The sequence below is a fragment of the Actinomadura sp. K4S16 genome (genome assembly GCF_008327685.1).
GTDB lineage: Bacteria > Actinomycetota > Actinomycetes > Streptosporangiales > Streptosporangiaceae > Spirillospora.
On sequence record NZ_BDDE01000010.1, the window covers coordinates 892,808 to 918,578 of the forward strand.

Consider the following 25,771-nt stretch of genomic DNA (forward strand, 5'->3'; position numbering starts at 1 on the left):
CCCCTGCGCGCGAGAAGGGTGCCTCTTGATTGTCGCCTCAGATCGCGGTCACGGCGACCCCCGGGGCAGCGACGGTTGTCTACCGGACGGGGGCCCGTCCGGTGAATATTTGCGGTGCCGCCGCCCGCGCCAGGAGCCACTGCGCGATCTCCTCGCCGGCGGCGATGCCGCGCGCGGCGGTGACGGCGGTGGCCGGGGCCGTCCAGCCGGTGTCGTGCAGCTCCCCGTGGGCGGGGCGGATCGACAGGTCGGCGGCGGCCAGCAGCTCGGCGTCCAGGAGCGCGTCCCCTGCGGCGATCATCGTGGACGCGCCGGCGCGGCGGGCGACCTCCCGGGCGGCGGCGGCCTTGGTCAGGCCGGCGGGCAGGCAGTAGACCTTGCGGCCCTGGAGGGACGTGCGCCAGCCGCGTTCGGCGCACCATCCGGTGAGGTCCTCGACCCAGCCGGGCGGGAGCGCGGCCCGGTCCACGACGGTGTAGGCGAACAGGTCGGACGCGGTGCGCCGCTTGAGGACGAAGTCGCCGCCGTTGCGGGCGAGGTGATCCCGGACGTCCGCGAGCGGCGCGCACCCGTCGGCGAGCCGTTCCCGGACGGCCGCCGCCCAGTCAGGGTCGTCCTCGCCGTCCACGAGGATGTGGCCGCCGTTCGCGCAGATGGCGTACCGGGGCGGCTTCTCCAGCAGGTTCACGCGCCGGTACTGCTCAGAGGTGCGCGTCGTCGTCGGGACGAACGCGGCCGCGGCCGTGAGGGCCTCCAGTGCGCGCGCGGAGGCTTCGGTCATGTACGAGAGCGGGGCGCCTTGGTAGAACTCCACGCACAGCAGCCGCGGCATGGTCTCGTCTGGGCCGTCCAAGGCGAAGGCCGCGGTCGAGTAGATGAGCGTGCGGTCCAGGTCGGAGCACACCAGGACGGTCACTGAACGGCCCCCTTGCCGAACCGGGGATGGATGAACCCCATGCACGCGTAGGGGAACCGGTCTGGCTCGACCTCGTGGACGGGCACCCCGCGCTCTCGGGCGAGCAGCTTGATGTGGGCGACCTCCTGATGGGCGTCGGCGCGCACGAGCACCTTCCACGGGACGCGCCGCAGCAGCACCCGCGTGGTCTCGCCGATCCCCGGCTTGACGAGGTTCAGGTCGTCGATGCCCTCCGCGTCGGCGCAGCGCCGGACGGCCTCCCATCCCGACCAGTCGGGCGCGCGGTCGGCAGCGCGGAGCTCCGGCAGGTCCTTGGCGACGCGTTCGGCGACCTCCTCGAACCGCGCGCAGACCGCGGTGAGGAAGACCTCCGACACGTCGTCCGGGGCCAGCTCGGCGTAGAACTTCGCGCCGTGGAAGTCGCCGGGCCCGATGAGGGAGTCGTTCAGGACCGTGCGGCTCACCAGGCCCGACACGGTCGAGTTGAGGCAGGCGGACGGGATCAGGAAGTCGTCCCGGGTGCCGTACAGGGAGGTGCACCGCCCCGGGTCTGCCAGCACGGCGAGATCGGACGGGAACGGGTGCGCCGCCAAGGCGGCGGTCAGTTCCTTGGTGATGGCGCCCTTGCCGGTCCAGCCGTCCACGAACATGACGGACGCCGGGTCGTGGTGCTCGGCGAGGTACCGCAGCGCGACCGTGTCGATGCCCCGCCCCCGGACGATGCTGACCGCGTAGTGCGGGACGTCGAGGCCGTGGGCGAACCGCGCCCAGCGGCGCATCAGGACGCCGACCGGCGTCCCGGCACGCGCCAGCGACACCAGGACGGCGTCCGGCCCGCGCTCGGCGAGGATCATCTCGGTGACCAGCCCGGTCGCGTAGGCGAGCCGCTCGGCGGACGCGTCCAGGGCCTCGTGGAAGAGCTTCCGGTACTCCGGACCCGGCTGGTACTCGACCGGAAGCGACTCGGCGTAGTGCGCCCGTCCCGACTGGATGGCCGCCTCGCGTTCCTCCGTGGGCGCTTCCAGCCGCGCATGGGAGAGATCCTTGAGGAGCCAGGCGACGTCCTCGGCCGGGTAGCTGCCGAAGGCCGGCCCGTACAGCGGCTTCACGATGCCCTCCTATAGGACGGGACAGTGGCGACCGTCACAGGGGCGAGCGCGCGCAGCCGTTCCAGGAGGCCGCCGGCGAGCGCCTGGGTGTCGCCGACGTCGTCCACCACGAACACGATCCTGTCGAAGGGGCGTTGCCCCGTCCCAGGGGCGACGTTGTAGGCGTACCGCTCCCCCGGCCCATCGGCGGGGTCGTCATGGGACGGGAAGACCAGGCGGGTCCTGATCGCGTAACCCGGGTCGTCCACGGCCAGTACGGGGGAACGCGTCGTCGTCGAGTAGCGGACGTCCACGTCCGGCCGGGCGTCGGCGAGCGCCTCCGCGAGGCGCAGCGGCGCGTACATCAGCTCCTCGAATCCGAGGACGAGAACGCGGGACGCCTCTCCGAGGCCCGCCGCGAGGGCGTCGCCCATCCGGGCCAGTTCCTTCTCCAGCCGCGCCCGGTAGTCGGGCAGGAACCCGTGGCGTCCGCCGTCCGGCAGTCCGGCGGGCCAATCCATCTCGACCCGGGTGACGTCGAGGCCCGGCCCGCCCTCAGGCATGGCGGACGGGGACGAGATCCCAGCGACGATCGCCCTGCCCGCCTCAAGGACGCCCTCAGGAAGCTCGACCTGTCCCCCGGCCAGCGCCACCGCGTCTATGCGAGCCCCCAGGCGAGCGGCTAGAGCGTCCATGCGGGCCCGGTCGGCAGGGCCGCGCAGGTCGACCAGGGCCGCGAGCACGTAATGCCTCCTGGGACGGACGGCGTGCAGGGCCTCGATGGTGTTCAGCACCGTCCGGCCGGTGGAGAGCTCGTCGTCCACCAGCACCACCGGTACGTCGCGATCGAGCGGCGCGGGATCGGCGGGCAGCAGCAGATGACTCGTTGCGTGGCTGTGCTCTTCCTCGAACCCGCCGTAGGGGGCGAACCCCTCAACGGGACGCCGCGTGGAGTGCAGGTAGTAGGCGCCGCCTAGAGCGTCCGCCACCGAATGCCCCAAGGCCGTCGCGGTCTCGGCATAGCCCAGGACGATCGCGTCCACGGGGGCCTGCGGAACGCGCAGGAGGTCACGTAGCGCGGTGGCGGCGTTCGGCTCGCCGCGCAGGCCGTCCAAGAGAAGCGAACCAGGACGGGACGGCTCGTCGCCTCGCAGGCGCGCGCGCACAAGCTCGCCAAGCAGCAGCCCGGACCCGTACACCAGGCGCGGATCGGTCGGCACGTGCTTGCCCAGCACGGCGGACACCAGCAGGTGCGCGCGTTTCGGATTGCGGCGCACGGCGAGCCCGACGAGGGACGAGAGCCCGGCGCCTGCGGGCCGCGCGCCGTCCACCAGGCGCACGCCCAGCCGCGCGGCCACCCAGGAAGCGGTCACCGGCTGTCCGCCGCTTCCAGCAGCTCGACGAACGTGACGCCCTCCGCCGCCACCCCGAACACCTGGGCGCGCAGCATCAGCCGCTGCGCCCACGCGCGGTGCGGTTTGGCCTCGTTCATCTTGTTGGCGTAGGAGCTGGCCATCGCCCCTCCCCCGGCGACGCCGAGGATGTCGGCGGCGTCGCTGTACTCCTCGTGCGTCACCACCGACAGGGCGTGGACGGCCGCGACGTGGCTCGGATGGATCACGGTCTTGCCGGTGAGCCCGTTCGCCTTGTCGAGGTGCACCTCGCGGATCAGCCCGTCCAGGTCGGAGGTGATGAGCCGCTGCCGCAGCGGCGCGGCGTGCTGCCGCTCGAACGGCGACTGCCGCAGCTGCGGTTTGAACATCCGCTCCCCCTGCGAGAAGTACTCCCACACGGGCCCGGTCACCACGTAGCCGGTGCCGTCGGCGCGGCCGAGGATGTTCACCACGTCGCAGATCACGCCCGCGACCGGCCGGATGTCGTAGATCGTCAGGTCGGGCGGGCGGCGCAGCCCGTACGCGGCGGACATGTCGGTCGCCCCCAGCCGGACGGCGAGGATCCGCGACCGGTGCTTGGCGAGGAGCCGCGCCACGTCGTGCAGCATCTCCGCGCGCGTCTCGGCGTACACGGCCTCCGGGCTCTCGATCACCGGCATCGCCAGCAGCCGCAGCCCGGAGGCGTCGCCCGCGTCCGCCAGCCCGTCCAGGAACGCTCCACCGCCCGACGCGGTGAACTTGGGCAGCACGAACCCGCTGACGAGCTCCGCCGCGTCGCCGAGCCGGCGGATCAGGTCGCCGATCTGCCGGGGGTCGCGGACGCGGACGAACAGCAGCGGGACCTCCGCGCCAGGCGTCTCGGAAGAGCCGTGCAGCGTGCGCAGCTGCGTCACGAGGTTGGCCTCGCCGGCCTCGACCTCGTCGTCGGCGATCGCGTCCTCCAGGCACACCACCATGCTCATCACGCCCCGCCTCGCCGCCCGTTCGATGTCGGCGGCGAGGAGCGGGCGCGTGGCGGGGCAGTACAGCGTCGCGCCGAGCGCGACCGCCAGCACGGCCGGGTCGTCGTGCCGGCCGAACGGGCGCGGATGACGGTAGAACAGGTGCTTGCGACGCGCGGCGTCGATGTGGTCGAAATGCCGCATGAACCCCTCGTCAGACGGTGCTTTCGGCGGGGGGCGCCGAGGGTCGTGCCCGGGCGGCGAAGCGGTGCACGGCGGAGCGGTGCCGGGTCTGCCGGGTCACAGGTGCGTCGCCACGGCCGGGAGCAGGTGCTGGAACGTGCGGCCGGTCGCGGTCGCGCCGATCGCGGTCATCGACCAGCCCTGCCCGTCCCGCGACACCTTGGCCATGATCTGCGCGTTGTGCTGCCCCGCGCCGCTCAGGTCGTAGCGCGCGATCTCCTGGCCGGTGCTCTCGTCCACCAGCCGGCAGAACGCGTTGGCGATCTGGGTGAAGTCCTGGCCGGTGAAGGAGTTCACGGTGAACACCAGCTGGGTCACGTTCGCGGGGACGCTCTGCAGGTCGACGTTGATGACCTCGTCGTCGCCCTCGCCCGCGCCGGTCAGGTTGTCGCCGGTGTGCTGGACGGAGCCGTCCGTGCTGCGCAGCTGCCGGAACCAAACCTGGTCGGCGAGGTTGCCGGAGGCGTCGAACAGCAGGCACGAAGCGTCCAGGTCGATGGACTGCGCCTTGCCCTTGCCGAACAGCCCCTTCTTGGCGACGGCGTCCCAGCCGAGGCCCATCTTGACTCTGGTCAGGGTGCCACCGCCCGGCTTGGCCAGCGAGACCTTCTGCCCCTTCTGCAGCGATATGGACATCGTCGACTCCTTCGATGATCGATGTATGTCGCGGGGTCGGAGGTACGCCGGTCAGACCTGGGTGGAGTGCAGCGGCCGGTCGCCGCCCGCCGCCGAGTCGGGCGAGTCGCCGCCGTGGCTGCGGTTGCGGACCACGGAACTGGCGAACGCGGCGATGATCAGCCCGGCGCCGAGCCCACCGGTGATCCACTCGGGGACGTGGTGGCCGATGCTGACCAGCATGCAGACCGCGAGGGCGCCGATCGCCCAGTGCGCGCCGTGCTCCAGGTAGACGTACTCGTGCAGGGTGCCCTTGCGGACCAGGAAGACCGTGAGGGACCGGATGTACATGGCGCCGATGCCGAGGCCCAGCGCGATGACGATCGGGTCGGTGCTGATGGCGAAGGCCCCGATGACGCCGTCGAAGCTGAACGAGGCGTCCAGCACCTCCAGGTACAGGAAGAGGAAGAACCCCGCCTTGCCGGTGGCGAGGGCCAGGGAGCTCGGCCCGGACCGCCCGCCGCCCTTCCCGGCCTCCGCGCCGGCCTCGTCCTCGTTCTCGCCGTCGTCCTCGTCGTCGTCCTCGCTCGCCTCGGAGAACAGCTCGCCGAGCCCGTTGACCAGGATGTAGGTCACCATGCCGAGCACGCCCGCGATCATGACGCTGCCCGGGTCGGAGGCCGCCAGCCACGCCACGAACGCCAGCGAGCCGCCCGCCACCACGACCGACAGCTGGTCCAGCTTGCCGATGCGGGCGAGCGGCCGCTCCAGCCACGGCAGCCACTTGTCGGCGCGCTCCTCGAACACGAAGTCCAGGAACAGCATCAACAGGAACATGCCGCCGAACGCCGCGATCATCGGGTAGGCGTCGTTCATCAGCTGGTGGTAGCGGTGCGAGTCGTTGAGGGCCAGGTCGAACGCCTCGACGGGGGACAGCTTGGCCGTGATCCCCACGATCAGCAGGGGGAAGACCAGCCGCATCCCGAACACCGCGATCGCGATGCCGACGGTGAGGAAGATCTTCTGCCAGAAGGCGCTCATCCGGTCGAGCACCTTGGCGTTCACCACGGCGTTGTCGAACGACAGCGAGACCTCGAGGACGGCCAGAACGGCGACCAGGGCGAGCCCGGTCGGCCCGTCGTAGAGCAGGGCGAGGAGCAGGCCGACGACCGTGACGCCGAAGGACCACCCGAAGGTGCGAAGAATCATGCGCGTATTTCTGCTAGGAAGGACGGCCGGGCGGTGCGGCCGGATTGCGGGGGCGCCGGCACTCAGCCGACGTTGACGCCGAAGTCCATCGCGATGCCCGCCAGACCGGAGGCGTACCCCTGTCCGACGGCCCTGAACTTCCATTCGCCGCTGTGCCGGTAGAGCTCACCGAAGACCATCGCCGTCTCGGTGGAGGCGTCCTCGGTGAGGTCGAAGCGGGCGAGCTCGTTGCCGTCGGTCCGGTTGACGATCCGGATGAAGGCGTTGCGGACCTGCCCGAAGCTCTGCTGCCGGTTGTCGGCGTCGTAGATCGAGACGGGGAACACGATGCGGTCGCACTCGGCCGGCACCGCGCGGAGGTCGACGTTGATCGACTCGTCGTCGCCCTCGCCCTCACCGGTCAGGTTGTCGCCGGTGTGCTCCACCGAGCCGTCCGGGCTGCGCAGGTTGTTGAAGAACACGAAGTGCTGGTCCGACATGACCTTGCCGGTGCTCGCCAGCATCAGCGCGGAGGCGTCCAGGTCGAAGTCGGCGCCGGTGGTGGCGCGGACGTCCCATCCGAGGCCGACGGTGACCGCGGTGAGGTTCGGCGCGGCCTTCGTCAGCGAGACGTTGCCGCCCTTGGCGAGTGAGACCCCCATGTGCGGGCTGCTCCCTTCCTGTCTGGTCCGTTCGGGCTGTTCAGACTGCTCAGATGTTGACGCCGAAGTCCGCCGCGATGCCGGCCAGGCCCGACGCGTAGCCCTGGCCCACCGCCCTGAACTTCCATTCCGTCCCGTTGCGGTACAGCTCGCCGAAGACCATCGCGGTCTCCATCGACGCGTCCTCGGTGAGGTCGTAGCGCGCCATCTCCGCGCCGTCGGCCTGGTTCAGCACCCGGATGAAGGCGTTGCGGACCTGCCCGAAGTTCTGCCCGCGGCTGTCGGCGTCGTAGATCGACACCGCGAACGCGACCCGCTCGGCCGTGGCGGGCATCGCGCCGAAGTTGACCTTGAGCTGCTCGTCGTCGCCCTCGCCCGCGCCGGTGGTGTTGTCGCCGGTGTGCTCGACGGCGCCGTCCGGGGTGCGCAGGTTGTTGAAGAAGACGAAGTGCTGGTCGGTGATGATCTTTCCGGAGGCGTCCAGGACCATCGCGGAGGCGTCCAGGTCGAAATCGGTCCCGGTGGTCGTGCGCAGGTCCCAGCCGAGACCGACGGTCACCGCGGACAGGCCGGGGGCCTGCTTGGTGAGCGAGACGTTGCCGCCTTTGCTCAGGCTGACGGGCACGATGAGCCTCCAAGATCGCATGCCGGATCGGACGCCGAACCGGCGCCCAGCCTTATCGACGTAGCAGCGATGCTATCCGTTCCATCCTTTATGAAGGGATGGCGACAATATTTGTGATTCGGCCGCCGCCCGGCCGTCCTCCCGCCCCCGGCCGCCTTCGCGGATGGACGAAACCCGGGCGGGTTGCGCAAGACTGGGGGCGGACGAAGGGAGGCTGCGTTGCGGGGACCGGGCGACCAGCGCCGCCGGGGCGGCCGCGGGGCACAGGCGGCGGCCGGCGCCGTCGAGGCCAGGGAGGCGGCCGCGTCCGCCTTCTACGACATGGACCAGGCGCAGAAGTACATCGACGGCCGGGTCACCGTGTTCGAGGACCTGGACGCCAGGGCCGCCGAGCCCGCCCGCCGGGAGTTCACCCGGCTCTCCGAGGCCGCCGACGCCGCCTCGGTCGCCTACATCTCCGTCCTGGACGCCCACGATCTCGATGACCGGGACCGGTCACCGGCCGAGTACGACGCCGCGCGGCGCGCGTTCGTCGCGTCCACCGAGCGGCTGCAGAAGATCACCCACGATCTGAACGGCTTCGCCGAGCGCCTCGCCCCGCAGATGGCCCGGCTGGAGTCCGCGCTCGACCAGCTCCCGCCCCGGCTCACCGCCGCCCGCGACGCCGTCGCCGCCGCCGACGCGGCCGTGGCCGCGGCGAAGGCCGCCGGGATGGACGCCTCCGATCCGGAGGCGGAGCTGGGGCGCGCCAAGCAGGTCCTCGCGCAGCTCGGCTCGCAGGGGCTCGGCGGGCTCGGCCTCGACGGCGCCATCCGCAAGGCCGAGGAGGTCCGCGGCATCGCCGAGCGGGCGCGGGAGGCGGCCGCGGAGCTGCCCCTGCTGGCGCAGAAGGTCCGCAACTCGCTCGCCTCCGTCCGGACGCGGGCGGACGCCGTCGCGAACCGCGTGGGGCCCGTCCAGGAGGCGATGCGCGTCCTGGTGCGCGGCTACTCGCAGGCGTGCTGGCAGGACCTCAGGGGCGCCCCCGAGTCGATCGAGGCGGCCGTCACCCGGGCCCGCGAGCGGCTGAACGAGGCGTCCGCGCACGCGAACCGCACCGAGTGGAAGCAGGCGCAGCAGTCGCTCACCGCCGCGCGCACCGAGCTGAACGCCGCCGACCGCCGCGCCGGGCAGGTCACCGGGCGGGTGGAGGAGCTGAGGGCGGTCGCCGAGGATCCGGCGAAGCCCGCCGAGAGCGTCCGGTTCGCGGTGCGCGACGCCCAGCGGCTCGCCATGGCGCAGCCCGGCGGCCCCCCGCCCCAGCACGCCCGCGTGCTCGACTCGCTCGTCGATCGGCTGGAGAGGGCGCCGCAGCGGCTCACCGGCGCCCATCCCGACTACTGGGCCTACCTCCAGGAGCTGGAGTCGATCAAGACGGCCGCCGGCGACGTCGTCACGCGGATCCGCTCGGAGCGAGCCCAGCAGCGCTAGGCAGTGTTAACACAGTCCCGGCCCACTTCGCTCGCCTGGCGGCTCGCTACGTGACCGTGCCTGGGCGAACGCGGCATCGCTTCGCGATCTGCCCGGTTCCGCTCGCCTCCGGCTTCGCTCCACCGGCCAGGTCACGCGTTCGCGCGCGTGGCCAAGGCCACTTCGAGGCAGGCCCTAGCCGCGAGGCAGCCTGCCGGGCCGCCGGCCGGCGGTCCGGCAGGTAGCGGGCGTGCCTCAGCGCGAGGGCGCGGCGCGGGCGGCGTCCGGTGTCGCGAGCTCGTCCCCCGTGAAGGAGTAGGGGGGCCACGGACCGAGGAAGCGCACGCGGACGGCGGGATGGCTCTCCTGGAGGTCGGAGAGGATGAGCCCCACGTTGTCGACCTCGTCGTCGTGCACCAGCAGGGCAAGCGAGAGCACTTCAGTCTCCTCGGGACGGCGCGCCGCGGCCCGGCGGTCGGCCAGGTCCTCGGCGACGGCGCCGAGCCGCCGCCGGGCGTCGGCGTGCAGCTCGTCGGCGAAGGACTCGGCCGCGGCCCTGCGCTTGGCCTCCAGCTGCTTGCCGAGCAGTCGGCGCAGGCCCGGCGAGCTGTCGCGCATGCGCTCCTCGATCTCCTGCACGGAGGCGTCGCCGGTCGGCACGGCCGCGGACTCCAGCGCGATCTCCACACGGTACTCGGCGCGCCCGCGCAGCCGGTCGAGGCGGGCGCGCAGGTCGTCGCGGTTCTGCCGCAGCCAGGCGCGCAGCCGGCTCGCGGCGTCGCCGTCCGGGCCGGGGGCGACCAGCACGTTGAAGGTCATCGGGAGCACGCCGCCCGCCGCGCGCCGCATGCCCTCCAGGGCGTCGTCGTGGGCGCGGATCCAGCGGCGGACCTCGTCGTCCGGACCCTGGTAGGGCTGCGTCGGGGCCTCGTGGACGAGGGCCGCCAGCCCGCAGTCCTCGGCGCGGACCAGCCGCAGCGGCGCGCCGTCGATGCCCTCCCCCGGCGGCTCGGCGCCCTCCGGAGGATCGGCGACCAGCCCGTACACGTACAGCGCTTCGCCGGTCACCGCCGCTCGCTCCCGCCTTCGATCTCCTCGGCCCAGCGCCGGGGGTTGGCCAGCCGGTCGACCACCTCGTCCACGACCTCGTCCAGGCCGCGGTGCAGGTCCGCCACCGAGGCGGTGATGCCGTGGTCGGCCTTGATCTCCTCCATGGCCTCGTCCAGCTCCAGCAGGGCGTCGCCCAGCCGGTTCAGCTCCTCGGTGGTGAGGTCGCCGCCCTCCATCCGGCGCACGGCCTGCCGCTCCAGCGCCTCCTGGATCACCTCGACCAGGGTGACGACGAGCGTGAGCACGCCGTTCTTCAGGCTGTTCTCGTCAACGGTGATGGCCATGGGCCTCCTTCCGGTCAGGGCCGGCGCCGGCGGCCGGGGCGTTCGGTGCCAGGGCCCGCATCCAGCGCGGCGCCTCCTCGGTGGCCAGCACGATCCTCTCCCCCGGCGCTTCCACGACCAGGCGGTCCAGGCCGCCCGACGGCGTGGAGCCGGGTTCGAGCCGCACGTCGCTGATCCGGCCGATGTCAAGGACGACGGCCGGACGCCCGTCGGTCGGCGCCTTCCAGGTCAGGCGGCCGTTCTCCAGGCGGGCCCGGCCGCCGCGCCACACGGCGCCGTCCCGGCGCGGTTCGTGGTACCAGACATGGCCCTCGCACTCGGGGGCGTCGTCGTCCGCGACGAGGGGCCGGGGCTCGCGCGACCGGACGTGCGGGGCGATCCGGCGCAGGCTCTCGTCGAACTCCCCGGGGTTCGCGGCCGACAGCAGGGCGCCGCCCCCGCCGGCCAGCTCCACGCGCACCCGCAGCCGCTCCTCGCCTCCGACCGTCCGCTCGCTCTGCAGGCGGGTGGCGGCCACGTCCTCCAGCCGGGCCTCCCAGAGCGCCTCGCGCGGCTCGCGCCGGTAGACCAGGATGCGCCGGTCGGTGAGGAAGAGGGTGCCGGGCCGCCAGACGTGGGACAGGCCGGTGTCGTCATAGTGGCCGCCGAACGACCGGATCACCACCCGCTCACCCTCCTCCAGCTCGGGCGTCGCCGCGGTGGCGCGCTCGGCCCAGGCGCGCGTGTCGGCGTCCCACTGCCGCAGCAGCCCGTACTCCAGCATGGTCTCCATGCCGGCGATGGCCGCGCGCAGGTTGACCCCGATCAGCGGGATGTCGGCGACCGCGATGATGAGGTCCAGATGCAGCACCGCGCCCTTGTTCAGCACGACCTCCAGCAGGTCGTCCAAGGTGACCTGGGGGTCGCGGGTGGGGCGCAGCGGCGCGGACGGCGCCGTCATCGGAGATCCGGTGCGCATCTCAGCCGGCATCGCCGTCCTGTGACGCGCCGTCCGCGTCGCCCGCGCCGTCCGCGCGGGCGGCCTCGGTCAGCGACCTGGCGCTGCGCCAGCCGCACCACGGGCAGTACTCCTCCAGCAGCTGCTTGGTGGGAGACCGCTTGCCGCACTCGGGGCAGGTCTCCTTCGGGTCCTCGGTCTCCTTCCAGGCGGCCGTCTCCAGGTTCGTCCCCGAGGGGAACTCCAGGCCGTAGCGCGCCGCGGTCTCGAAGGAGGCCAGCGCCGCCCGCAGCCGGATCCCGAGCAGCTCCACGCCGGCGACCGACACCATGATGTCGGCATTGATCACCAGCCCCTTGTCCAGCAGGACCTCCACCACGTGGGCCAGGCCGCCCTCGCCGCCGCGCTGCGGCTCCATAGGGCGCCGCGTGCCGATCGGGCGCCCGCTCAGGTCCCGTGCGGACACGGTCGAGGCGGGGCGCGCGCGTTCGATCGAGGTGGGGCGGACCACCTCGTCGCTCCGGCCCGACCGCCGCGTTCCCGCCGGCTGCCTCTCTTCGTCCATCACGTCCTCGTCCGGTTTGCGGTGCGCACTCGTCGCACGCGGAAGTCCCACGCCGACATGAATACATGCCCTTTTATCCACTGATTAGCGGATCAACCCACCAGAACTCGGTGGCCGCGATCCAGCGCATGGCCGTATCCGGAAACGAAGCCGTGGGTCATCGGACGCTCACCGCTCGGGAACGGCGGCCCCGCCGGACGCGGGGCACCGGAACGGCCTGCTGCGTTCCGCGGCGCCGGCCGGGGCGTCCCGGCCGGCGGCGCGCGCTCGTCAGGCCCTACTTGCCGAAGAGGGTGTCGCCCCAGTAGCCGCCCTTGCGCACACCCGGCGGGCACGCGTAGACGCCCGACCCCACGTGCTGGATGTACTCGTTCAGCGCGTCGGTGGCCAAGGAGTTCTGGACGCGGATGAAGCCCGTCCGCGGGTCGCGCTGGAACGCGATGAAGAACAGGCCCGCGTCCAGCCGCCCGAGTCCGTCCGACCCGTCGGTGAACGAGTAGCCGCGCCGCAGGATGCGCGTCCCCTGGTTGGAGTCGGGATGCGCGAGCCGGACGTGCGCGTCCGGCTTCATGCGGGCGAGGTCGGGCTTGTCGCGCTCCTTCTTCAGCCCGGCGGGCGCCCCCTCGCCCTTGTCCCGCCCGAAGATGTCCTCCTGCTCGCGCAGCGACGTGCGGTCCCAGGTCTCGATGTGCATCCGGATGCGGCGGGCGACGAGGTAGCAGCCGCCCGCCATCCAGTCGGAGCCGTCGCTCCCGGTCGCCCACACGTGCCGGTCGAGAAGGTCGCCCTGGGTCCCGGCGATGTTCTCGGTGCCGTCCTTGAAGCCGAACAGGTTGCGCGGGGTCTGCGCGTCCGGCGTCGTCGAGGACGTCTTGCCGAACCCGAGCTGGGACCAGCGGATCGCGGCCACCCCGAACCCGATGCGGGCCAGGTTGCGGACGGCGTGCACCGCCACCTGCGGGTCGTCGGCGCAGGCCTGCACGGCGATGTCGCCGCCGCTGCGGTTCGGGTCGAGGTTGTCGCCGGGGAAGTGCGGCAGGTCGACGAGGGCGGCGGGGCGGCGCGCCCTGATGCCGAAGCGGTCCTTGCCGTCCTTCTCGAACAGCGAGGGGCCGAAGCCGATCGTCAGCGTGAGCCGGGACGGCGGCAGCCCGAGCGCCTCGCCGGTGTCGTCGGGCGGCGCGACCGCGGGGCCGCCGACCGCGCCGTCGCCGACCGGCCTGCCCGCGGTCATGGCGGCGGCCGCGGCCGTCCACTCCTTCAGCATCCGCACGAGCCGGTCGCGGTCGCCCGTCGTCACGTCGAACGCCGCGAAGTGCAGCCGGTCCTGCACGGGGGTGGCGATGCCCGCCTGGTGCGCGCCGTGGAACGGGATCGCGGCGGCCGCGCGGTCGTCCTCCTGCGCGGCGGCGACCCGGTCGACGCCGGCCCCCGCGGCGGCCCCGGCGAGCAGGCTCGCACCCGAGAACCCGAGCATCCGCCGCCGGGACATGCCCGGCCGCTCCTGCGTCCCCTCGCCCGTCATGGCGCCACGGCTCCTCTCGTCCCGCTCACTTCCGGATCACTTCGCGACGGCCGCGGCGAGCCTGGACAGGGGCTCGCCCAGCGCGTTCACCGCGTCGGCCAGCTCCTTGCGCTCGTCCTCGCCGACCTTGTCGTAGGAGACGTAGCCGTCGCCCTTCTCGTGCTTCTTCAGCAGCGCCTCGACGGCGGCGAAGTTGTCGTCGAGGTCCTTCGCGAGCTGCGCGTCCCGCTCCTGGACGACCGGCTTGAGCAGCTCGTGGATCTTCTTGGCGCCGTCCACGTTGGCCTTGAAGTCGACGAGGTCGGTGTGGCTGAACGCCTCCTCCTCGCCGGTGACCTTGCCGGTGGCGACCTCGTCCAGCAGCTCCTTGGCGCCGCCCGCCATGTCGTTGACCGGGTCGAGGGTGAGGCCGGGCAGCCGCGACTTCAGCGTGTCGAGGTCCTTCAGGAGCTGGTCGCCGTACTTCTCCTTGCCCTTGACGGAGCCGTCCTTCCAGAGGGCCTTCTCCAGCAGGTGCCAGCCGGACCAGTCCTTCTTCTCCTCCGGCTTGAGGTCGGCCTCGCGCGCGTCGACCTTGGGGTCGAGGTCGCCGAACTTCTCGGCGACGGGCTCGATCGTCTCCCAGCCGACGCGGGACGGCGCGTACAGCTCCTTGGCCTTCTCGACGTCGCCGGCCTTCACCGCGTCCACGAACTTCCTGGTCTTGGCGATCGTGTCGTCGGTCTGGGCGATGACGAAGGCCTTGTAGTCGGCCGCGGCCTTGTCGAGGCGCGCGTCCGCCCCGCCCGCGGACCCGCCGGTGACCGTGACCTCCTCGGACGGGCCCTTGCCGGTCTGCCCGGCGCTGCAGAGCAGCTTGTACCGGCCGGCGGGCAGGTTCACGACGAAGTCGACGGTGGTGCCGGGGCCGATGTTCTCCCGCTCGGCGAGGATCTTGCCGTCCGGCTTGAGCACCTCGAACTCGTTGACCTTCGAGCCCTTGTTGGCGACCTTGAAGGTGGTCCGGCCCGCGGGGAGGTCGGTCTTGGCGACCTCGCAGGTGTCGTCGGTGGCCGTCACGGGGACGGCGCCCGACGCGCCCGCCTCGTCCCCGTCACCGCCGCACGCCGTCAGAAGGGACATCGACACCGCGGCGGCGCCGGCGAGCGCGAGGACGGACACAGGACGCATCAGGCTCTCCAGAAGACGTGCAACACATGGTTAGGCTTTCCTAAGTTAGCGAAAGCTAACCTCAGCACGTCAAGGGGGCCGGGAGACAGTGAGTCATCCCACGCCGTTCGACCTGGTGCGACCTCCCCGCGATCTCGGTGCGATGTCGGTGCGGATCCGGTCGCGGCCTTAGCGCGGGCGGTCGTGGAGGCCCATCGTGAGGTTGCGCGCGGCCATCGGCGGGCCGCCGGCCTGCGGGTCGCCGTAGGGAGGCAGATGCCCCGGGTGCTGCTGCGGCTGCTGCTGGTACTGGGGCGCCTGCTCGCGCTGCTGCGCGGCCGGCTCCGCCCAGACGGCCGTCCCGTACGCGCACACCTCGATGCCGCCGCCCAGCACGGCGGTGTCGAACCGCATGCCGACCACCGTGTTGGCGCCCTTGCGGCGGGCCTCCTCGCCGAGCCGGTCCACCGCCTCCCGGCGCGCCGCGGCCAGACTGGCGCCCGGCTGCTCCCCCGTCACGCGGAACGTCGCGCTGCTCCCGCCCTGTCCGGGCTGGTGGACCCCGCCCTGATCGGCTTGGACGGCCGTCCCCAGGACCTCTCCGAGCACGCTCCTGATCTCGTACCCGGCCACGCCATCAGTCGTCACGATCAGCATGGTCACCACGGTAGGACACTGTCCGGACGAAATGCGACGTGAAGCCGGTTTTCACGCACCGCGCCGCACCGCATGACACCGCACCACCGGCGCCCGGCGGCACGGGCCGGGCATGCGGCCGTCCTCCCGGCGGACAGGCCGGGAGGACGGCCGGCGCTCCGTCGCCCTCGCGGGCCGGCGCCTCAGTCCAGGTACTCGCGGAGCATCTGCGCCCGGGACGGGTGCCTCAGCTTCGCCAGCGTCTTGGACTCGATCTGGCGGATCCGCTCGCGCGTCACGCCGAACTCGCGCCCGACCTCCTCCAGGGTGCGCGGGTGGCCGTCGGCCAGGCCGAAGCGCAGCTGGATGATGCGCTGCTCCCGCTCCGACAGCGTGCCGAGGATGTCCTCCAGCTGGTCCTGCAGGAGGATGAACGCCGCGGCCTCCATCGGCACGACGGCGTCGGCGTCCTCGATGAAGTCGCCGAGGTCGGAGTCCTCCTCGCCGATCGGCGACTGCAGCGACACCGGCTCCTGCGCGATCCGCTGGATCTCCACGACCCGGACGGGCGACAGGCCCATCTCCAGGCCGATCTCCTCGGGGGTCGGCTCCCGGCCGAGGTCCTGGTGCATCTGGCGCTGCACGCGGACCAGCTTGTTGATCGTCTCCACCATGTGGACCGGGATGCGGATCGTCCGGGCCTGGTCGGCGATCGCCCGGGTGATCGCCTGCCGGATCCACCAGGTGGCGTAGGTCGAGAACTTGAACCCCTTGGTGTAGTCGAACTTCTCGACCGCGCGGATCAGTCCGAGATTTCCCTCCTGGATCAGGTCGAGGAACAGCATTCCCCTGCCGACGTACCGTTTGGCGATCGAGACGACCAGCCGCAGATTGGCCTCGATCAGCCGTTGCTTCGCCCGCGCACCCTCGCGGGAGAGCAGTTCGAGGTCGAGCAGTTCGCCGCGGGTGAGGACGGCGGTGCGCGCCATCTTCTCCTCGGCGAAGAGTCCCGCCTCGATCGATTTCGCGAGTTCTACCTCATCTTCTGCCGTGAGCAGCGGTACGCGACCGATCTCTCTCAGGTAGATGCGAACCAGGTCGCTCGTCGGCGCCCGCTTGCCGAGGTCTCCCTCATCCGCTCGCGTGACGTCCTCGGTCTCCTGCTGAGACTCGAGGACCTCCACCCCCTGCTCTGCGAGCATCCGGACGACCCGCTCCAGGGAGTCGTCCGGCAAGTCCGAGCGATCGAGCGCGGCAGCGACGTCCTCGACGGTCACACCGCCGCGTTCTCTGCCGCGTGCGACGAGGTCCGCCACCTGATCAACCGATGGCGCCTCGCTTGGCAGCACCGAAGGGCCCACGCAGACAGTCTGCGTCAAATGGGGCCTAGATCACAGGACCCATTTTCGCGGGCCGGCCGCCTACTGGGACCCAAGCCCTCGCTCCCGCAACACCCGTCTCTGCTGCTCAAGCGCGACAAGATCACCGAAGAGCCGGTTGTACTCCTCGGCCGCCTCGACCGGATTCAGCCGCCCGAGTTTAGATTTCACGCTCGCGATCATGCGCGTGAGCTGGCGTTCCTGAATTCGGGCCAGCAATTCCGCGGCATATCGGTCATCCGATTCCTGCGCGGACCGTACGGGCTCCACTCCGAGCTTGGTCACCAGATCTCTGACCTGGTCGTTCGGCGCCCGCTCCAGCAGCAGCGCGACCCACTCGGCGACGTTCCCGGCGGCCGTGACGCCGCCCGCCTCGGCGAGCACCGCCCGCACGGCCGCGTGCGGGGGCGCGATGAACGCCTCCACCGGGACCTCGTCGAACGCCGGGCCGAGCAGCGCCGGGCGCTGGACCGCCAGTTTCAGCAGCTCGCGCTCGCGCTGGACCTCGGGATCGGAGGGGTCGAAGGCGGGCCGCCGCGGCGCCCGGGCCTCCGCGTCGCCGTTGCGCCCGTTCTCCGCGGCGGAGCCGTTCGCCCGGCCGCCGCCGTCCTGCCCGCGGCCGTTGCCGTTCTGGCCCCGGTCGCCGCCGGGGCGGCCGCGGCCGTTGCCCGCCTGGGCGCGGCCGTGCGCGCGGTTGGCCAGCTCGCGGACGCGCCGCAGCACGAACTGCTCGTCCATGATGCCGAGCCAGCGGTCGAGGTTGACCGCGTACATGTGGCGGCGGGAGCGGTCCTTGATCGCGGCGACGACCGGGGCGGCCGCGTCCAGGGCGCTGAGCCGCCCCTCGACCGTGTCGAGGTCGTGCTGCTCGATCGCGCTGCGCACCGCGAACTCGAACAGCGGCAGCCGGGACGCCACGAGGTCGCGCACCGCCGCGTCGCCGTGCCGGATGCGCAGGTCGCACGGGTCGAGGCCGTCCGGCTGGACGGCGACGAACGTCTGCGAGACGAACTTCTGCTCGTCGTCGAACGCGCGCAGCGCCGCCTTGCGCCCGGCCGCGTCGCCGTCGAAGGTGAAGATCACCTCACCGCGGAACTCGTCCTGGTCCATCAGCAGGCGGCGCAGCACCTTGATGTGCTCGTCGCCGAACGCCGTGCCGCAGGTGGCGATGGCCGTCGGGACGCCCGCCAGGTGGCAGGCCATCACGTCGGTGTAGCCCTCGACCACCACGGCCTGCCGCCGCCGCGCGATCTCCTTCTTCGCGAGGTCGGCCCCGTACAGCACCGAGCTCTTGTGGAAGAGCGGCGACTCGGGGGTGTTCAGGTACTTGGGCCCGTCGTCGTCCTCGAAGAGGCGCCGGGCGCCGAACCCGATGACGTCGCCGGACAGGTCGCGGATCGGCCACATCAGCCGGCCGCGGAACCGGTCCATCGGGCCGCGCCGCCCCTCCTTGGCCAGGCCGCCGGCGACGATGTCGCGGTCGGCGAAGCCGCGCCCGCGCAGGTGCCGGACCAGCCCCTCCCACTCGCGGGGCGCGAACCCGACGCCGAAGTGCTCGGCGTCGGCGGCCTCGAAGCCCCGCTCGGACAGGAACGCGCGGCCGGGCGCGCCGGCGGCGGAGGCCAGCTGCTCGGCGTAGTACTCGGCGGCCGCCCGGTGCGCCTCGACCAGCCGGGCGCGCTGCCCGGAGTCCTGGCGGGGGCCGCGCCCGCCGCCCTCCTCGTAGCGCAGCTGGATGCCGGCCTGGGCGGCGAGCCGCTCCACCGACTCGGTGAACGTGAGGTGCTCGATCTCCTGGACGAACTTGATGACGTCGCCGCCCGCCTCGCAGCCGAAGCAGAAGTACAGCCCGCGCGAGGGCGTCACGTTGAACGAGGGGGACTTCTCGTCATGGAACGGGCAGAGGCCCTTGAGGTTGCCGCCGCCCGCGCTGCGCAGCTGCAGGTACTCGCCGATGACGTCGGCGATGGACGAGCGCTCGCGAACGAGCGCGATGTCCTCATTGCGAATCCGGCCTGCCACGACCATGGAGTCTACGGCCGCCCCGTGACATCGAGGGCATCGCGCCGCGACCGGCATGGGTGCGCCCCCGTCCCGCGGCGGGACGGTGCCGCGGTGGGACGGGGGCGCGCCAGGTCAGCCCACCCGGAAGCGGCCGAAGAGCCTGTACATGAACTCCGTGCCCTGCCTGAGGGCGTCGACGGTGATGCGCTCGTCGTTGCCGTGCATTCCGATCAGCTGGTCGTTGTCGACGACGTAGGGGTAGACGCCGTAACCGGGGACGCCCTTCGACGTCCACGGCGACAGGCTCGTCCCGGCCTCGAACAGGGCGGGCGAGAAGACGGCGTCCGGGTAGGTCGCGGCGGCGGCGTCCCCGATCGCCTTGAACAGCGGGGAGTCAAGGCTGGACGGAGGCTTGGCCCAGGTCTGGTCCAGCCGCTTGAGGGCGTCCTCCTCCGACTCCCCCGGGTTGCCCGCGAGCCTGACGGCGACGTCCCGGTCGGCGAGGCGCCGCCGGATCGCGGCCAGGAAGTCGCGGGGCCGCTGGCCGCCGGGCACGCCCCGGCAGTTGAGGCGCAGCGTGGCCTTGGACGGGATGACGTTCTCCTTGTAGCCCGCGTCCTCGATCACGAACGCGTGCGTCGTGCGCAGGAGGGCCTGGTGCAGCCACGGGTAGGAGCTGCGCTTGACGACGAGCGCGGCCGCCCGTTCGCGGGCCTGCTGGGAGCGCGCGGACAGCAGCAGCCGCAGCGCCCGTTCGAACGGGCGGTCGTCGGTGGCCTTCGCCAGCGCGCCGAAGTACTCCCGGGTGACCGGGGTGAGCGCGACGGGCGCGAGCCAGGTGTCGATGTCGGTGACGGCGCGGGAGAGCTTGGCGATGGCCGAGTCGGGGTTGGGCTTGGAGGAGTGGGTGGCGGTGCCGTCCGCGACGAGGTCGAGGTTGAAGTAGACCTTGTCCTGGCGCGTCACCGTGATGAGCATCGGCGTCCTGCGGTCCTTCTGGGCCAGGAACCAGCCGCCCTCGGTGAGCACCATGCCGGCGTTGATCTTGTCCCAGTGGTGCTCGGCGAGCCAGTGGGAGCCGTACTGCCCGGCCTCCTCGTCGCAGTCGGTGAGGACGATGATGTCGCGGTCGAACCTCGCGCCCTCGTTCACGTGCCGCAGCAGGGCGGCGATGTTCGCGGAGTTGGCGCCCTTCATGTCCAGGGCCCCGCGCCCGTAGACCTCGCCGTCCTTCACGACGCCGGCGAACGGGTCGACCGACCACTTGTCACGTTCCACCGGCACGACGTCGGAATGGCCGAGCAGGAGCAGCGGGGGCGCCGCCGTGGTGCCCTTGATCCGGGCGATGAGATGCACGTTGTCCTTCTTCGGCGTGGGGATGATCTCCGCGGGGACGCCCGCGGACTCCCAGACCGCCTTGAGCATCTCGGCGTAGGGGCGGGTGACGCCTCCCTCCCCGAAGTTCTGGGTGTCGAACGACAGCATCTTCTTCAGCAGGGCCAGCGGGTCGAGGTCGGCGGGCGCGGGCCGGCGCGCGGGGCCGGCGAGGACGGACCGGCCGCCGGGCGCCGCGGCGGCGGTGCCGCCCGCGAGGACGCCGCCCGCGAGCAGGACGGCGCCCGCACCCGTGCGGTGCAGGAAGGTTCGGCGGGTGACGGAGGCTGGGGAGTCGGACATGGGGGGAGCTCCTCCTTCGACGGACGGGAGCGCCCGGCGGGGGCCGCAGAACGCTCCCGGACCTTGGACGGACGGAGCCGCGCTAACGGAACGCGGCCACGACCTCCACCTCGACTAGCCAGCCTGACACGGGGAGGTTCTCGATCTCCAGTGTCACCCGTGACGGCCGCGCGGGATTGACGTACATGGGAGGGGCGGGCGGTGCGGTGCCGAGCGGGACGTTCACGGGCGCGCCGGTGGAGAGGTCGGTGTTGGCGAAGTACTGCCGGTAGGCGCGGTTCCAGCCGGCGAAGTCCGCCGCGGCGGCGCCGGGGGCGTTGGCGAGGTAGGCCCGCATGGAGATCACGTCCCGGAGGGTGAGGCCCTGGGCCCTGAGGTTGGCGGTGATCTGCTTGAGGACGTTGAGCGACTGGGCCTCGGTGATGGTGACGCCGGGCGGCGGCGCCGGGTACTCGCTGTAGCGCTCGGGGCTGCCCGGCGGGGCGGAGGGGTCGACCTCCTTGGGGCCGAGGCCGCTGGCCGTGTAGGTCGCTACGCGCCCTCCGACGGCGACGCCGTCGGCGATGGCCGGGTTGTTCTGCCCGGCGGGGAGCGCGGGACGCACCTCGTTGGGGCGAGGCGGCTTCACGAAGCCCTGGGGCGCGGCGGACGCGGCCCCCGCGACTCCGACGAACGCGGCGGTGGCGAGTCCGCCGACGAGGATTCTGCTTCTCAGCACGGTCATCCCTTCAGGACGCGCTGGTGGAGTTCGGTCACGACCTTGCGCGCGGACTCGAACGAGCCGTGCTGCCAGGCGATCTCATGGCTGAGCCAGTCGCCGGCGTAGTAGACGTTCCCCTGCGGCTGGTTGAGGAGCTTGTACTCGGCGCCGAGGGACGGCCAGCTCACCCAGCCGCCCTCGATGTGCGGCTGCCGGATCCAGGCGATGGACGCGGACGCCGCGATGCCCTTCCGGTAGCGGTCGCCGTGGATCTTCGCCCCCTGGTCGAGGGCGCGGGCGAGCCGTCCGGCGTGCCCCATCCGCGCGTAGGTGTCGGCCTGCGCACCGAAGTTGTAGTAGCCGACGAGCAGGCCGGAGCGGCCGTGGTAGCCGTACGAGGGGTACCAGATGGTGGACAGGTCCAGGTCGGTGTTCGTGATGCCGCCGTAGATCTTCTCCTCGGTCTCCCACCAGCGGTTCCGGTACTCCAGTCCGATCTTGCCGGTGGAGACCGGGACGGGCGTGCCCAGCGCGGCCTGGACCGCCGCACCCAGGTTGTGCGGGATCCTCGCGAGCACCTGCGGCGGCAGGGTGGCTATGCAGTAGTCCGCCTCCAGGACGCGGGTGCGTCCGTCCGCCTCGTACTGGATCCGCACGCCCTGAGCGAGGTTCGTGATCTGGGTGACCTTGGCGCCGGTGCGGATCCGGTCCTTCCCGACGGCCTTGGCCAGCGCGCGCGGGATGGCGTCCATGCCTCCGACGGGCTGGAACATCAGCATCGCCTGGCTGTAGCCGAACTCGAAGGAGAAGTAGCGGCCCACGCCGCTGGCCAGGACGTCCGACAGCGAGGGCGGAGGGCCGAGGACCGTCCCCTCGACGTCGCCCGCCCCGGGGTCGACGGTGAAGCCGCGCCGGTCGGTGCCCTTGTACGCGTACCCGTCGGTCTTGGCCCCGATGGCGCCGAAGCCCGACAGGAACGACAGCAGCCTCTCCCTGTCGGTCGAGGTGAGCCGCTCGTTGAGGGCGCCCTGGTCGGTGGCCTTGGCGAGCAGTTCGGAGATGTACCCGTAGACGTCGGCCTTCGCGGTGCGCCACCGCACGGGGGACGTCATCCCGGCCGACTCGTTGAAGAGGTAGGCCTGGGCGTTCGCGTTGGTGAAGACCTCCAGCGGGACGCCCAGTTCCCGGCAGTAGTCCATGGTCGTCATCCACTGCGCGATGCGCGCCGGGCCCGCGTTCATGTACGTGCCGTCGCCGAACCCGACCCGCTGGGTCTCGCCGCCCGTCTCGGTGAGGCGGTCGCCGCCGCGGAGCGTGCGGTTGCGCCCGCCCACCCGGTCCTGCGCCTCGAGCACGGTGACCCGGTAGCCGGCCTTGCCCAGTTCGTACGCGGTGGCCAGCCCGGCGACGCCCGCGCCGAGCACCACGATCTTCGCGGCCGCACGGCCGCGCAGCCGGAAGTCCGACTCCCGCGGGGGCTGGAACGGGACGCGGGTGCGCGCCTCCGCGCTCGGGGCCAGGCCCAGCGCGCCCATGGTGGCGAACATCGCGCCCGCCCCGCCGGTGGCCCCGACCCGGGTGAGGAAACCACGTCTGCTGACACTCGTCGGCTCTGCCGTATCCGCCAAGGAACACCTCCAAGATCTCTCGTCCGGGAAGTCTGGGAGCGTTCCATTTCGGGCGGCGCCGCGTTCTGTAAGAGCCGTGTTGCCGGCCGGGCGCTCCGGTGATCAACCGGTTTCGCAACCCTCACGGGCGAGGCGGGGCGGCAGGGGCGGCCGGCGGGCGTCCCCGTCCGCGGGCATGCGCCAATCCGGTCGGAGCCGGATACATCCTTTGATGCCCGGAATATACGATCCAGTGGCCGAACTCGGCCGGGTTAACGGCTGGTAACCCCGGATTCACTCTGGACAATGCGGACCGCCCCGCGATGAGATGGCGCACCGAAGATTTGCCCACCCCCAGGCGGACCCGATGACGGATGTTGTGCTGGACGGCGTCGACAAGGTTTATCCCGGCGGCCAGGTGGCCGTCAGGAACGTGCGCCTGCGCATCAACGACGGGGAGCTGTTCGTCCTGCTGGGACCGTCCGGGTGCGGCAAGTCGACCATCCTGCGCATGATCGCCGGACTGGAGGAGATCACCGCGGGGGACCTCTGGCTCAACGGCACCGTCGCCAACGACCTGGCGCCGCGCGAACGGAACGTGGCAATGGTGTTCCAGGAGGGCGCGCTCTACCCGCACCGCACGGTCAAGGGGAACATGATGTTCCCGCTGGAGGTGTCGGGGGACGACCGCGCCGAGGCGTCGGCGAAGGTCGTCGAGCTGGCGCGCGCGCTCGGCATCAACACGATGATCGACCGGCTGCCGCGCACGCTGTCCGGCGGGCAGCGGCAGCGGGCCGCGATCGGGCGGGCGCTGATCCGCGAGCCGTCGCTGTTCCTCATGGACGAGCCGCTGTCGAGCCTGGACGCGGGGCTGCGCACGGAGCTGCGCGTCGAGATCGCCGCGCTGGTCCGCTCGAGCGGCACCACCACCGTCTACGTCACGCACGACCAGGTCGAGGCCATGACGATGGCCGACCGGATGGCGGTGCTGCGCGACGGCGTCCTGGAGGACGTCGGCACCCCCGAGCAGATCTACGAGGACCCGGGCACCGTGTTCGTGGCCGCGTTCCTCAGCTCCCCGCCGATCAACCTGCTCCAGGCCACCCTCTGGGCCGTCGAGGGCGAGGGGCTGGTGCTCGACCTCGGGCCGCAGCGGCTGACCCTGCCGTGGGACGACCCGCGGGCGTCCGCGCTCATCAGCCACCACGGCCGGCCCGTGATCGTCGGGATCCGCCCCGACACGATGATGCCGATCGCCCCGGGCTCGCCCGCGGCGCCCGGGACCGTCCTGTCCGGCCAGGTCCGCGCGCTGGAGTTCCACGGGCACGAATGGCTCGCCTACGCCGAGGCGGGCATCCCCACGGTCGACGCGAACGAGGTCGGGCGCCCCGCGCGGCCGCAGGTCCTCGCGGCGGAGCGGCCCGCGCTGCGCGACCGGGTGCGGTCGCTGTTCGGGCGGCCGGCCGAGGAGGAGGAGCCGCACGAGGAGCACGCGGGCCACCACCGGCGCTCCGACCTCGTCTTCCGCATCGCGCCCGGCGGGCGGCCGAACCGGGGCGACCGCGTCGCGCTGGCGGTCGACCTCGACCGGGTCCTGTTCTTCGGCGCGGACGGCCGGCGCATCACGCCCGTCCAGCGCTAGCCGGGCCGGTCCGCCGCCGGCCGGGCCAGGACCGCGGCGAGCCGGCGCATCCCCTCGTCGATCTCGGGCGGCGTCACGGCGCCGTAGCCGAAGACCAGGCCCGCGACCGGCGGCCCGGTCACGGCGAACTCCGACAGCGCGAACAGCCCGACGCCCGCGCCGAGCGCCCGCGCGGCCGCGGCGGCGTCGTCGGTGCCGTCCCGGAACGCGGCGCTCAGATGCAGCCCCGCCTCGGACGGGACGAGCTCCAGCCGCTCCCCCGGCAGCCCGGCGACCAGTTCGGCGACGCGCTCGTGCCGCGCCCGGTACTCGCGGCGCGACCTGCGGATGTGGCGGGCGAGCAGCCCCTCGTCGATGAACCGGGCGAGCGCGGCCTGGGCGGGCAGCTCGGCGTGCCAGGACGAGACGTAGCGCGCCATCCGGAACGCGTGGTGCAGTGACGGCGGCGCCACCAGGAACCCCAGCCGCAGCACCGGCCGCATGATCTTGGAGAAGGTCCCCGTGTAGAGGACGCGGCCGTCCTCGTCGAGGCTCTGCAGCGGCTCGACGGGCCGCCCGCCGTACCGGTACTCGGTGTCGTAGTCGTCCTCCACGACCACCACGTCCCGGCGCCGCGCCCAGTCGAGCAGCGCCCTGCGGCGCGGCAGCGACATCGGCATGCCCAGCGGGAACTGGTGCGACGGGGTGACGTAGACGGCCCGCGCCTCGCCGGGCAGCGCGTCCACCCGCAGGCCCTCGGCGTCGACCGGCACCCCGCGCACCCGCATCCCGGCCGCGGTGAGGAGCATCCGCACGGGCGGGTACCCGGGGTCCTCCACCGCCACCACGTCGCCCGGTTCGAGCAGCACCCGGACGATCAGGTCGAGGGCCTGCTGGACGCCGGAGGTGACGACGACGTCGGCCCCGCTGGCCCGCACCGACCGCGAGACTCCCACGTGCCTCGCGACGGCCTCCCGCAGCGCGGGCAGCCCGGCCGGGTCGCCCGCCGAGGCCGGGTCGGCCAGCGCCGACGGCCGCAGCAGCCCCGACATGATCCGCCGCCACGCCTCGTAGGGGAACAGCCGCACGTCGGGCAGGCCGGCGCGGAAGTCCCACCGGACGCCGGGCATCGGCGGGGGCCAGGCGGACACCCCGTTCCACACGCCGCGCGGCCGCAGCGGCGACGCGGCGGGCGCGCCGCGCGCGGCGGACCCGGTCTCCCGGACGAACGTCCCCGCGCCCACCCGGCTCGTCAGGAACCCCTCGGCGGCGAGGCGGTCGTAGGCGACGCCGACCGTGTTGCGGGAGATCGACAGGCGCCGCGCCAGCTCCCGCGTGGGCGGCAGCGCCTCCCCGGCGCGCAGCCGGCCGTCCAGGATCGCGGCGCGCAGCTGGGCGTAGATCTGGCCCGCAAGGTCGCGGCGCCCCACCAGGCTCACGTGGAGATCCACGGCGC

23 protein-coding genes are annotated in these 25,771 nt (G+C 72.5%); 2 read left to right on the plus strand and 21 right to left on the minus strand.

Features of this window, described 5'->3' with window-relative positions; genetic code table 11:
- Positions 1-79: 79 nt before the first annotated feature.
- The 8 genes from K4S16_RS04935 to K4S16_RS04965 all read right to left on the minus strand — a co-directional run bounded on the left by K4S16_RS04935 (position 80) and on the right by K4S16_RS04965 (position 7,672).
- Positions 80-916: an HAD family hydrolase gene (locus K4S16_RS04935; RefSeq protein ID WP_149257547.1), complete on the minus strand. Its 837-nt coding sequence runs from the start codon at positions 914-916 to the stop codon at positions 80-82.
- A complete protein-coding gene (locus K4S16_RS44955; protein ID WP_235036574.1) occupies positions 913-2,025 on the minus strand; it encodes a cysteine protease StiP family protein in 1,113 nt (370 codons plus the stop codon). Before K4S16_RS44955 ends, K4S16_RS04935 begins: the two co-directional genes overlap by 4 nt.
- A complete protein-coding gene (locus tag K4S16_RS44960; protein ID WP_200841687.1) occupies positions 2,022-3,377 on the minus strand; it encodes a phosphoribosyltransferase family protein in 1,356 nt (451 codons plus the stop codon). The genes K4S16_RS44955 and K4S16_RS44960 overlap by 4 nt, the downstream gene beginning before the upstream one ends.
- A complete protein-coding gene (locus K4S16_RS04945) occupies positions 3,374-4,543 on the minus strand; it encodes an HpcH/HpaI aldolase/citrate lyase family protein (protein ID WP_149257548.1) in 1,170 nt (389 codons plus the stop codon). Before K4S16_RS04945 ends, K4S16_RS44960 begins: the two co-directional genes overlap by 4 nt.
- 96 nt (positions 4,544-4,639) lie before the next feature.
- Positions 4,640-5,218: a TerD family protein gene (locus K4S16_RS04950; RefSeq protein WP_149257549.1), complete on the minus strand. Its 579-nt coding sequence runs from the start codon at positions 5,216-5,218 to the stop codon at positions 4,640-4,642.
- A 51-nt stretch (positions 5,219-5,269) separates the two neighbouring features.
- Positions 5,270-6,406 (minus strand): DUF475 domain-containing protein, encoded by a 1,137-nt coding sequence (locus K4S16_RS04955; RefSeq protein WP_149257550.1) that lies wholly within the window; start codon positions 6,404-6,406, stop codon positions 5,270-5,272.
- A gap of 62 nt (positions 6,407-6,468) precedes the next feature.
- Entirely contained in the window at positions 6,469-7,047 is a 579-nt protein-coding gene (locus tag K4S16_RS04960) for a TerD family protein (RefSeq protein ID WP_149257551.1), read from the minus strand.
- Positions 7,048-7,096: 49 nt separating this feature from the next.
- Entirely contained in the window at positions 7,097-7,672 is a 576-nt protein-coding gene (locus tag K4S16_RS04965) for a TerD family protein (protein WP_149257552.1), read from the minus strand.
- A 219-nt stretch (positions 7,673-7,891) separates the two neighbouring features.
- Here K4S16_RS04965 and K4S16_RS04970 point away from each other — a divergent pair, with 219 nt between their 5' ends.
- Positions 7,892-9,142, plus strand: coding sequence for a molecular chaperone DnaJ (locus tag K4S16_RS04970; protein WP_149257553.1), 1,251 nt, complete (start codon positions 7,892-7,894; stop codon positions 9,140-9,142).
- A gap of 234 nt (positions 9,143-9,376) precedes the next feature.
- Here the strand turns inward: K4S16_RS04970 and K4S16_RS04975 are convergent, their stop codons facing one another.
- From K4S16_RS04975 to K4S16_RS05030, 12 genes are all read right to left on the minus strand, one after another.
- Complete coding sequence (locus K4S16_RS04975) at positions 9,377-10,189, minus strand: GvpL/GvpF family gas vesicle protein (RefSeq protein ID WP_149257554.1); 813 nt, start codon at positions 10,187-10,189, stop codon at positions 9,377-9,379.
- A complete protein-coding gene (locus tag K4S16_RS04980; protein ID WP_149257555.1) occupies positions 10,186-10,515 on the minus strand; it encodes a gas vesicle protein K in 330 nt (109 codons plus the stop codon). Before K4S16_RS04980 ends, K4S16_RS04975 begins: the two co-directional genes overlap by 4 nt.
- A complete protein-coding gene (locus K4S16_RS04985) occupies positions 10,499-11,455 on the minus strand; it encodes a gas vesicle protein (RefSeq protein ID WP_200841688.1) in 957 nt (318 codons plus the stop codon). Before K4S16_RS04985 ends, K4S16_RS04980 begins: the two co-directional genes overlap by 17 nt.
- Positions 11,456-11,474: 19 nt before the next feature.
- Entirely contained in the window at positions 11,475-12,068 is a 594-nt protein-coding gene (locus K4S16_RS46710; RefSeq protein WP_305790866.1) for a gas vesicle protein, read from the minus strand.
- A 226-nt stretch (positions 12,069-12,294) separates the two neighbouring features.
- Positions 12,295-13,542 carry an iron uptake transporter deferrochelatase/peroxidase subunit gene (gene efeB / locus K4S16_RS04995; protein WP_149257556.1) on the minus strand — a complete coding sequence of 416 codons (1,248 nt, stop codon included), beginning with the start codon at positions 13,540-13,542 and terminating at the stop codon, positions 12,295-12,297.
- Positions 13,543-13,578: 36 nt separating this feature from the next.
- Entirely contained in the window at positions 13,579-14,712 is a 1,134-nt protein-coding gene (gene efeO, locus K4S16_RS05000; protein ID WP_149257557.1) for an iron uptake system protein EfeO, read from the minus strand.
- A gap of 168 nt (positions 14,713-14,880) precedes the next feature.
- Complete coding sequence (locus tag K4S16_RS05005) at positions 14,881-15,348, minus strand: YbjQ family protein (RefSeq protein WP_149257558.1); 468 nt, start codon at positions 15,346-15,348, stop codon at positions 14,881-14,883.
- A gap of 182 nt (positions 15,349-15,530) precedes the next feature.
- Positions 15,531-16,676 (minus strand): RNA polymerase sigma factor RpoD, encoded by a 1,146-nt coding sequence (gene rpoD / locus K4S16_RS05010; RefSeq protein WP_149258044.1) that lies wholly within the window; start codon positions 16,674-16,676, stop codon positions 15,531-15,533.
- A 72-nt stretch (positions 16,677-16,748) separates the two neighbouring features.
- Positions 16,749-18,728 carry a DNA primase gene (gene dnaG, locus K4S16_RS05015; protein ID WP_149257559.1) on the minus strand — a complete coding sequence of 660 codons (1,980 nt, stop codon included), beginning with the start codon at positions 18,726-18,728 and terminating at the stop codon, positions 16,749-16,751.
- A 114-nt stretch (positions 18,729-18,842) separates the two neighbouring features.
- Entirely contained in the window at positions 18,843-20,387 is a 1,545-nt protein-coding gene (locus tag K4S16_RS05020) for a M20/M25/M40 family metallo-hydrolase (protein ID WP_149257560.1), read from the minus strand.
- Between the two features lie 82 nt (positions 20,388-20,469).
- Positions 20,470-21,105 carry a Rid family hydrolase gene (locus K4S16_RS05025; protein WP_235036576.1) on the minus strand — a complete coding sequence of 212 codons (636 nt, stop codon included), beginning with the start codon at positions 21,103-21,105 and terminating at the stop codon, positions 20,470-20,472.
- Between the two features lie 2 nt (positions 21,106-21,107).
- Positions 21,108-22,715, minus strand: coding sequence for an FAD-dependent oxidoreductase (locus K4S16_RS05030; RefSeq protein ID WP_149257562.1), 1,608 nt, complete (start codon positions 22,713-22,715; stop codon positions 21,108-21,110).
- Between the two features lie 346 nt (positions 22,716-23,061).
- Here K4S16_RS05030 and K4S16_RS05035 point away from each other — a divergent pair, with 346 nt between their 5' ends.
- Entirely contained in the window at positions 23,062-24,336 is a 1,275-nt protein-coding gene (locus K4S16_RS05035; protein ID WP_149257563.1) for an ABC transporter ATP-binding protein, read from the plus strand.
- Here K4S16_RS05035 and K4S16_RS05040 read toward each other — a convergent pair.
- Positions 24,333-25,766, minus strand: a complete 1,434-nt coding sequence (locus K4S16_RS05040; RefSeq protein ID WP_149257564.1) for a PLP-dependent aminotransferase family protein — start codon at positions 25,764-25,766, stop codon at positions 24,333-24,335. The two genes, K4S16_RS05035 and K4S16_RS05040, sit on opposite strands and share 4 nt — an antisense overlap.
- Positions 25,767-25,771: the final 5 nt, after the last annotated feature.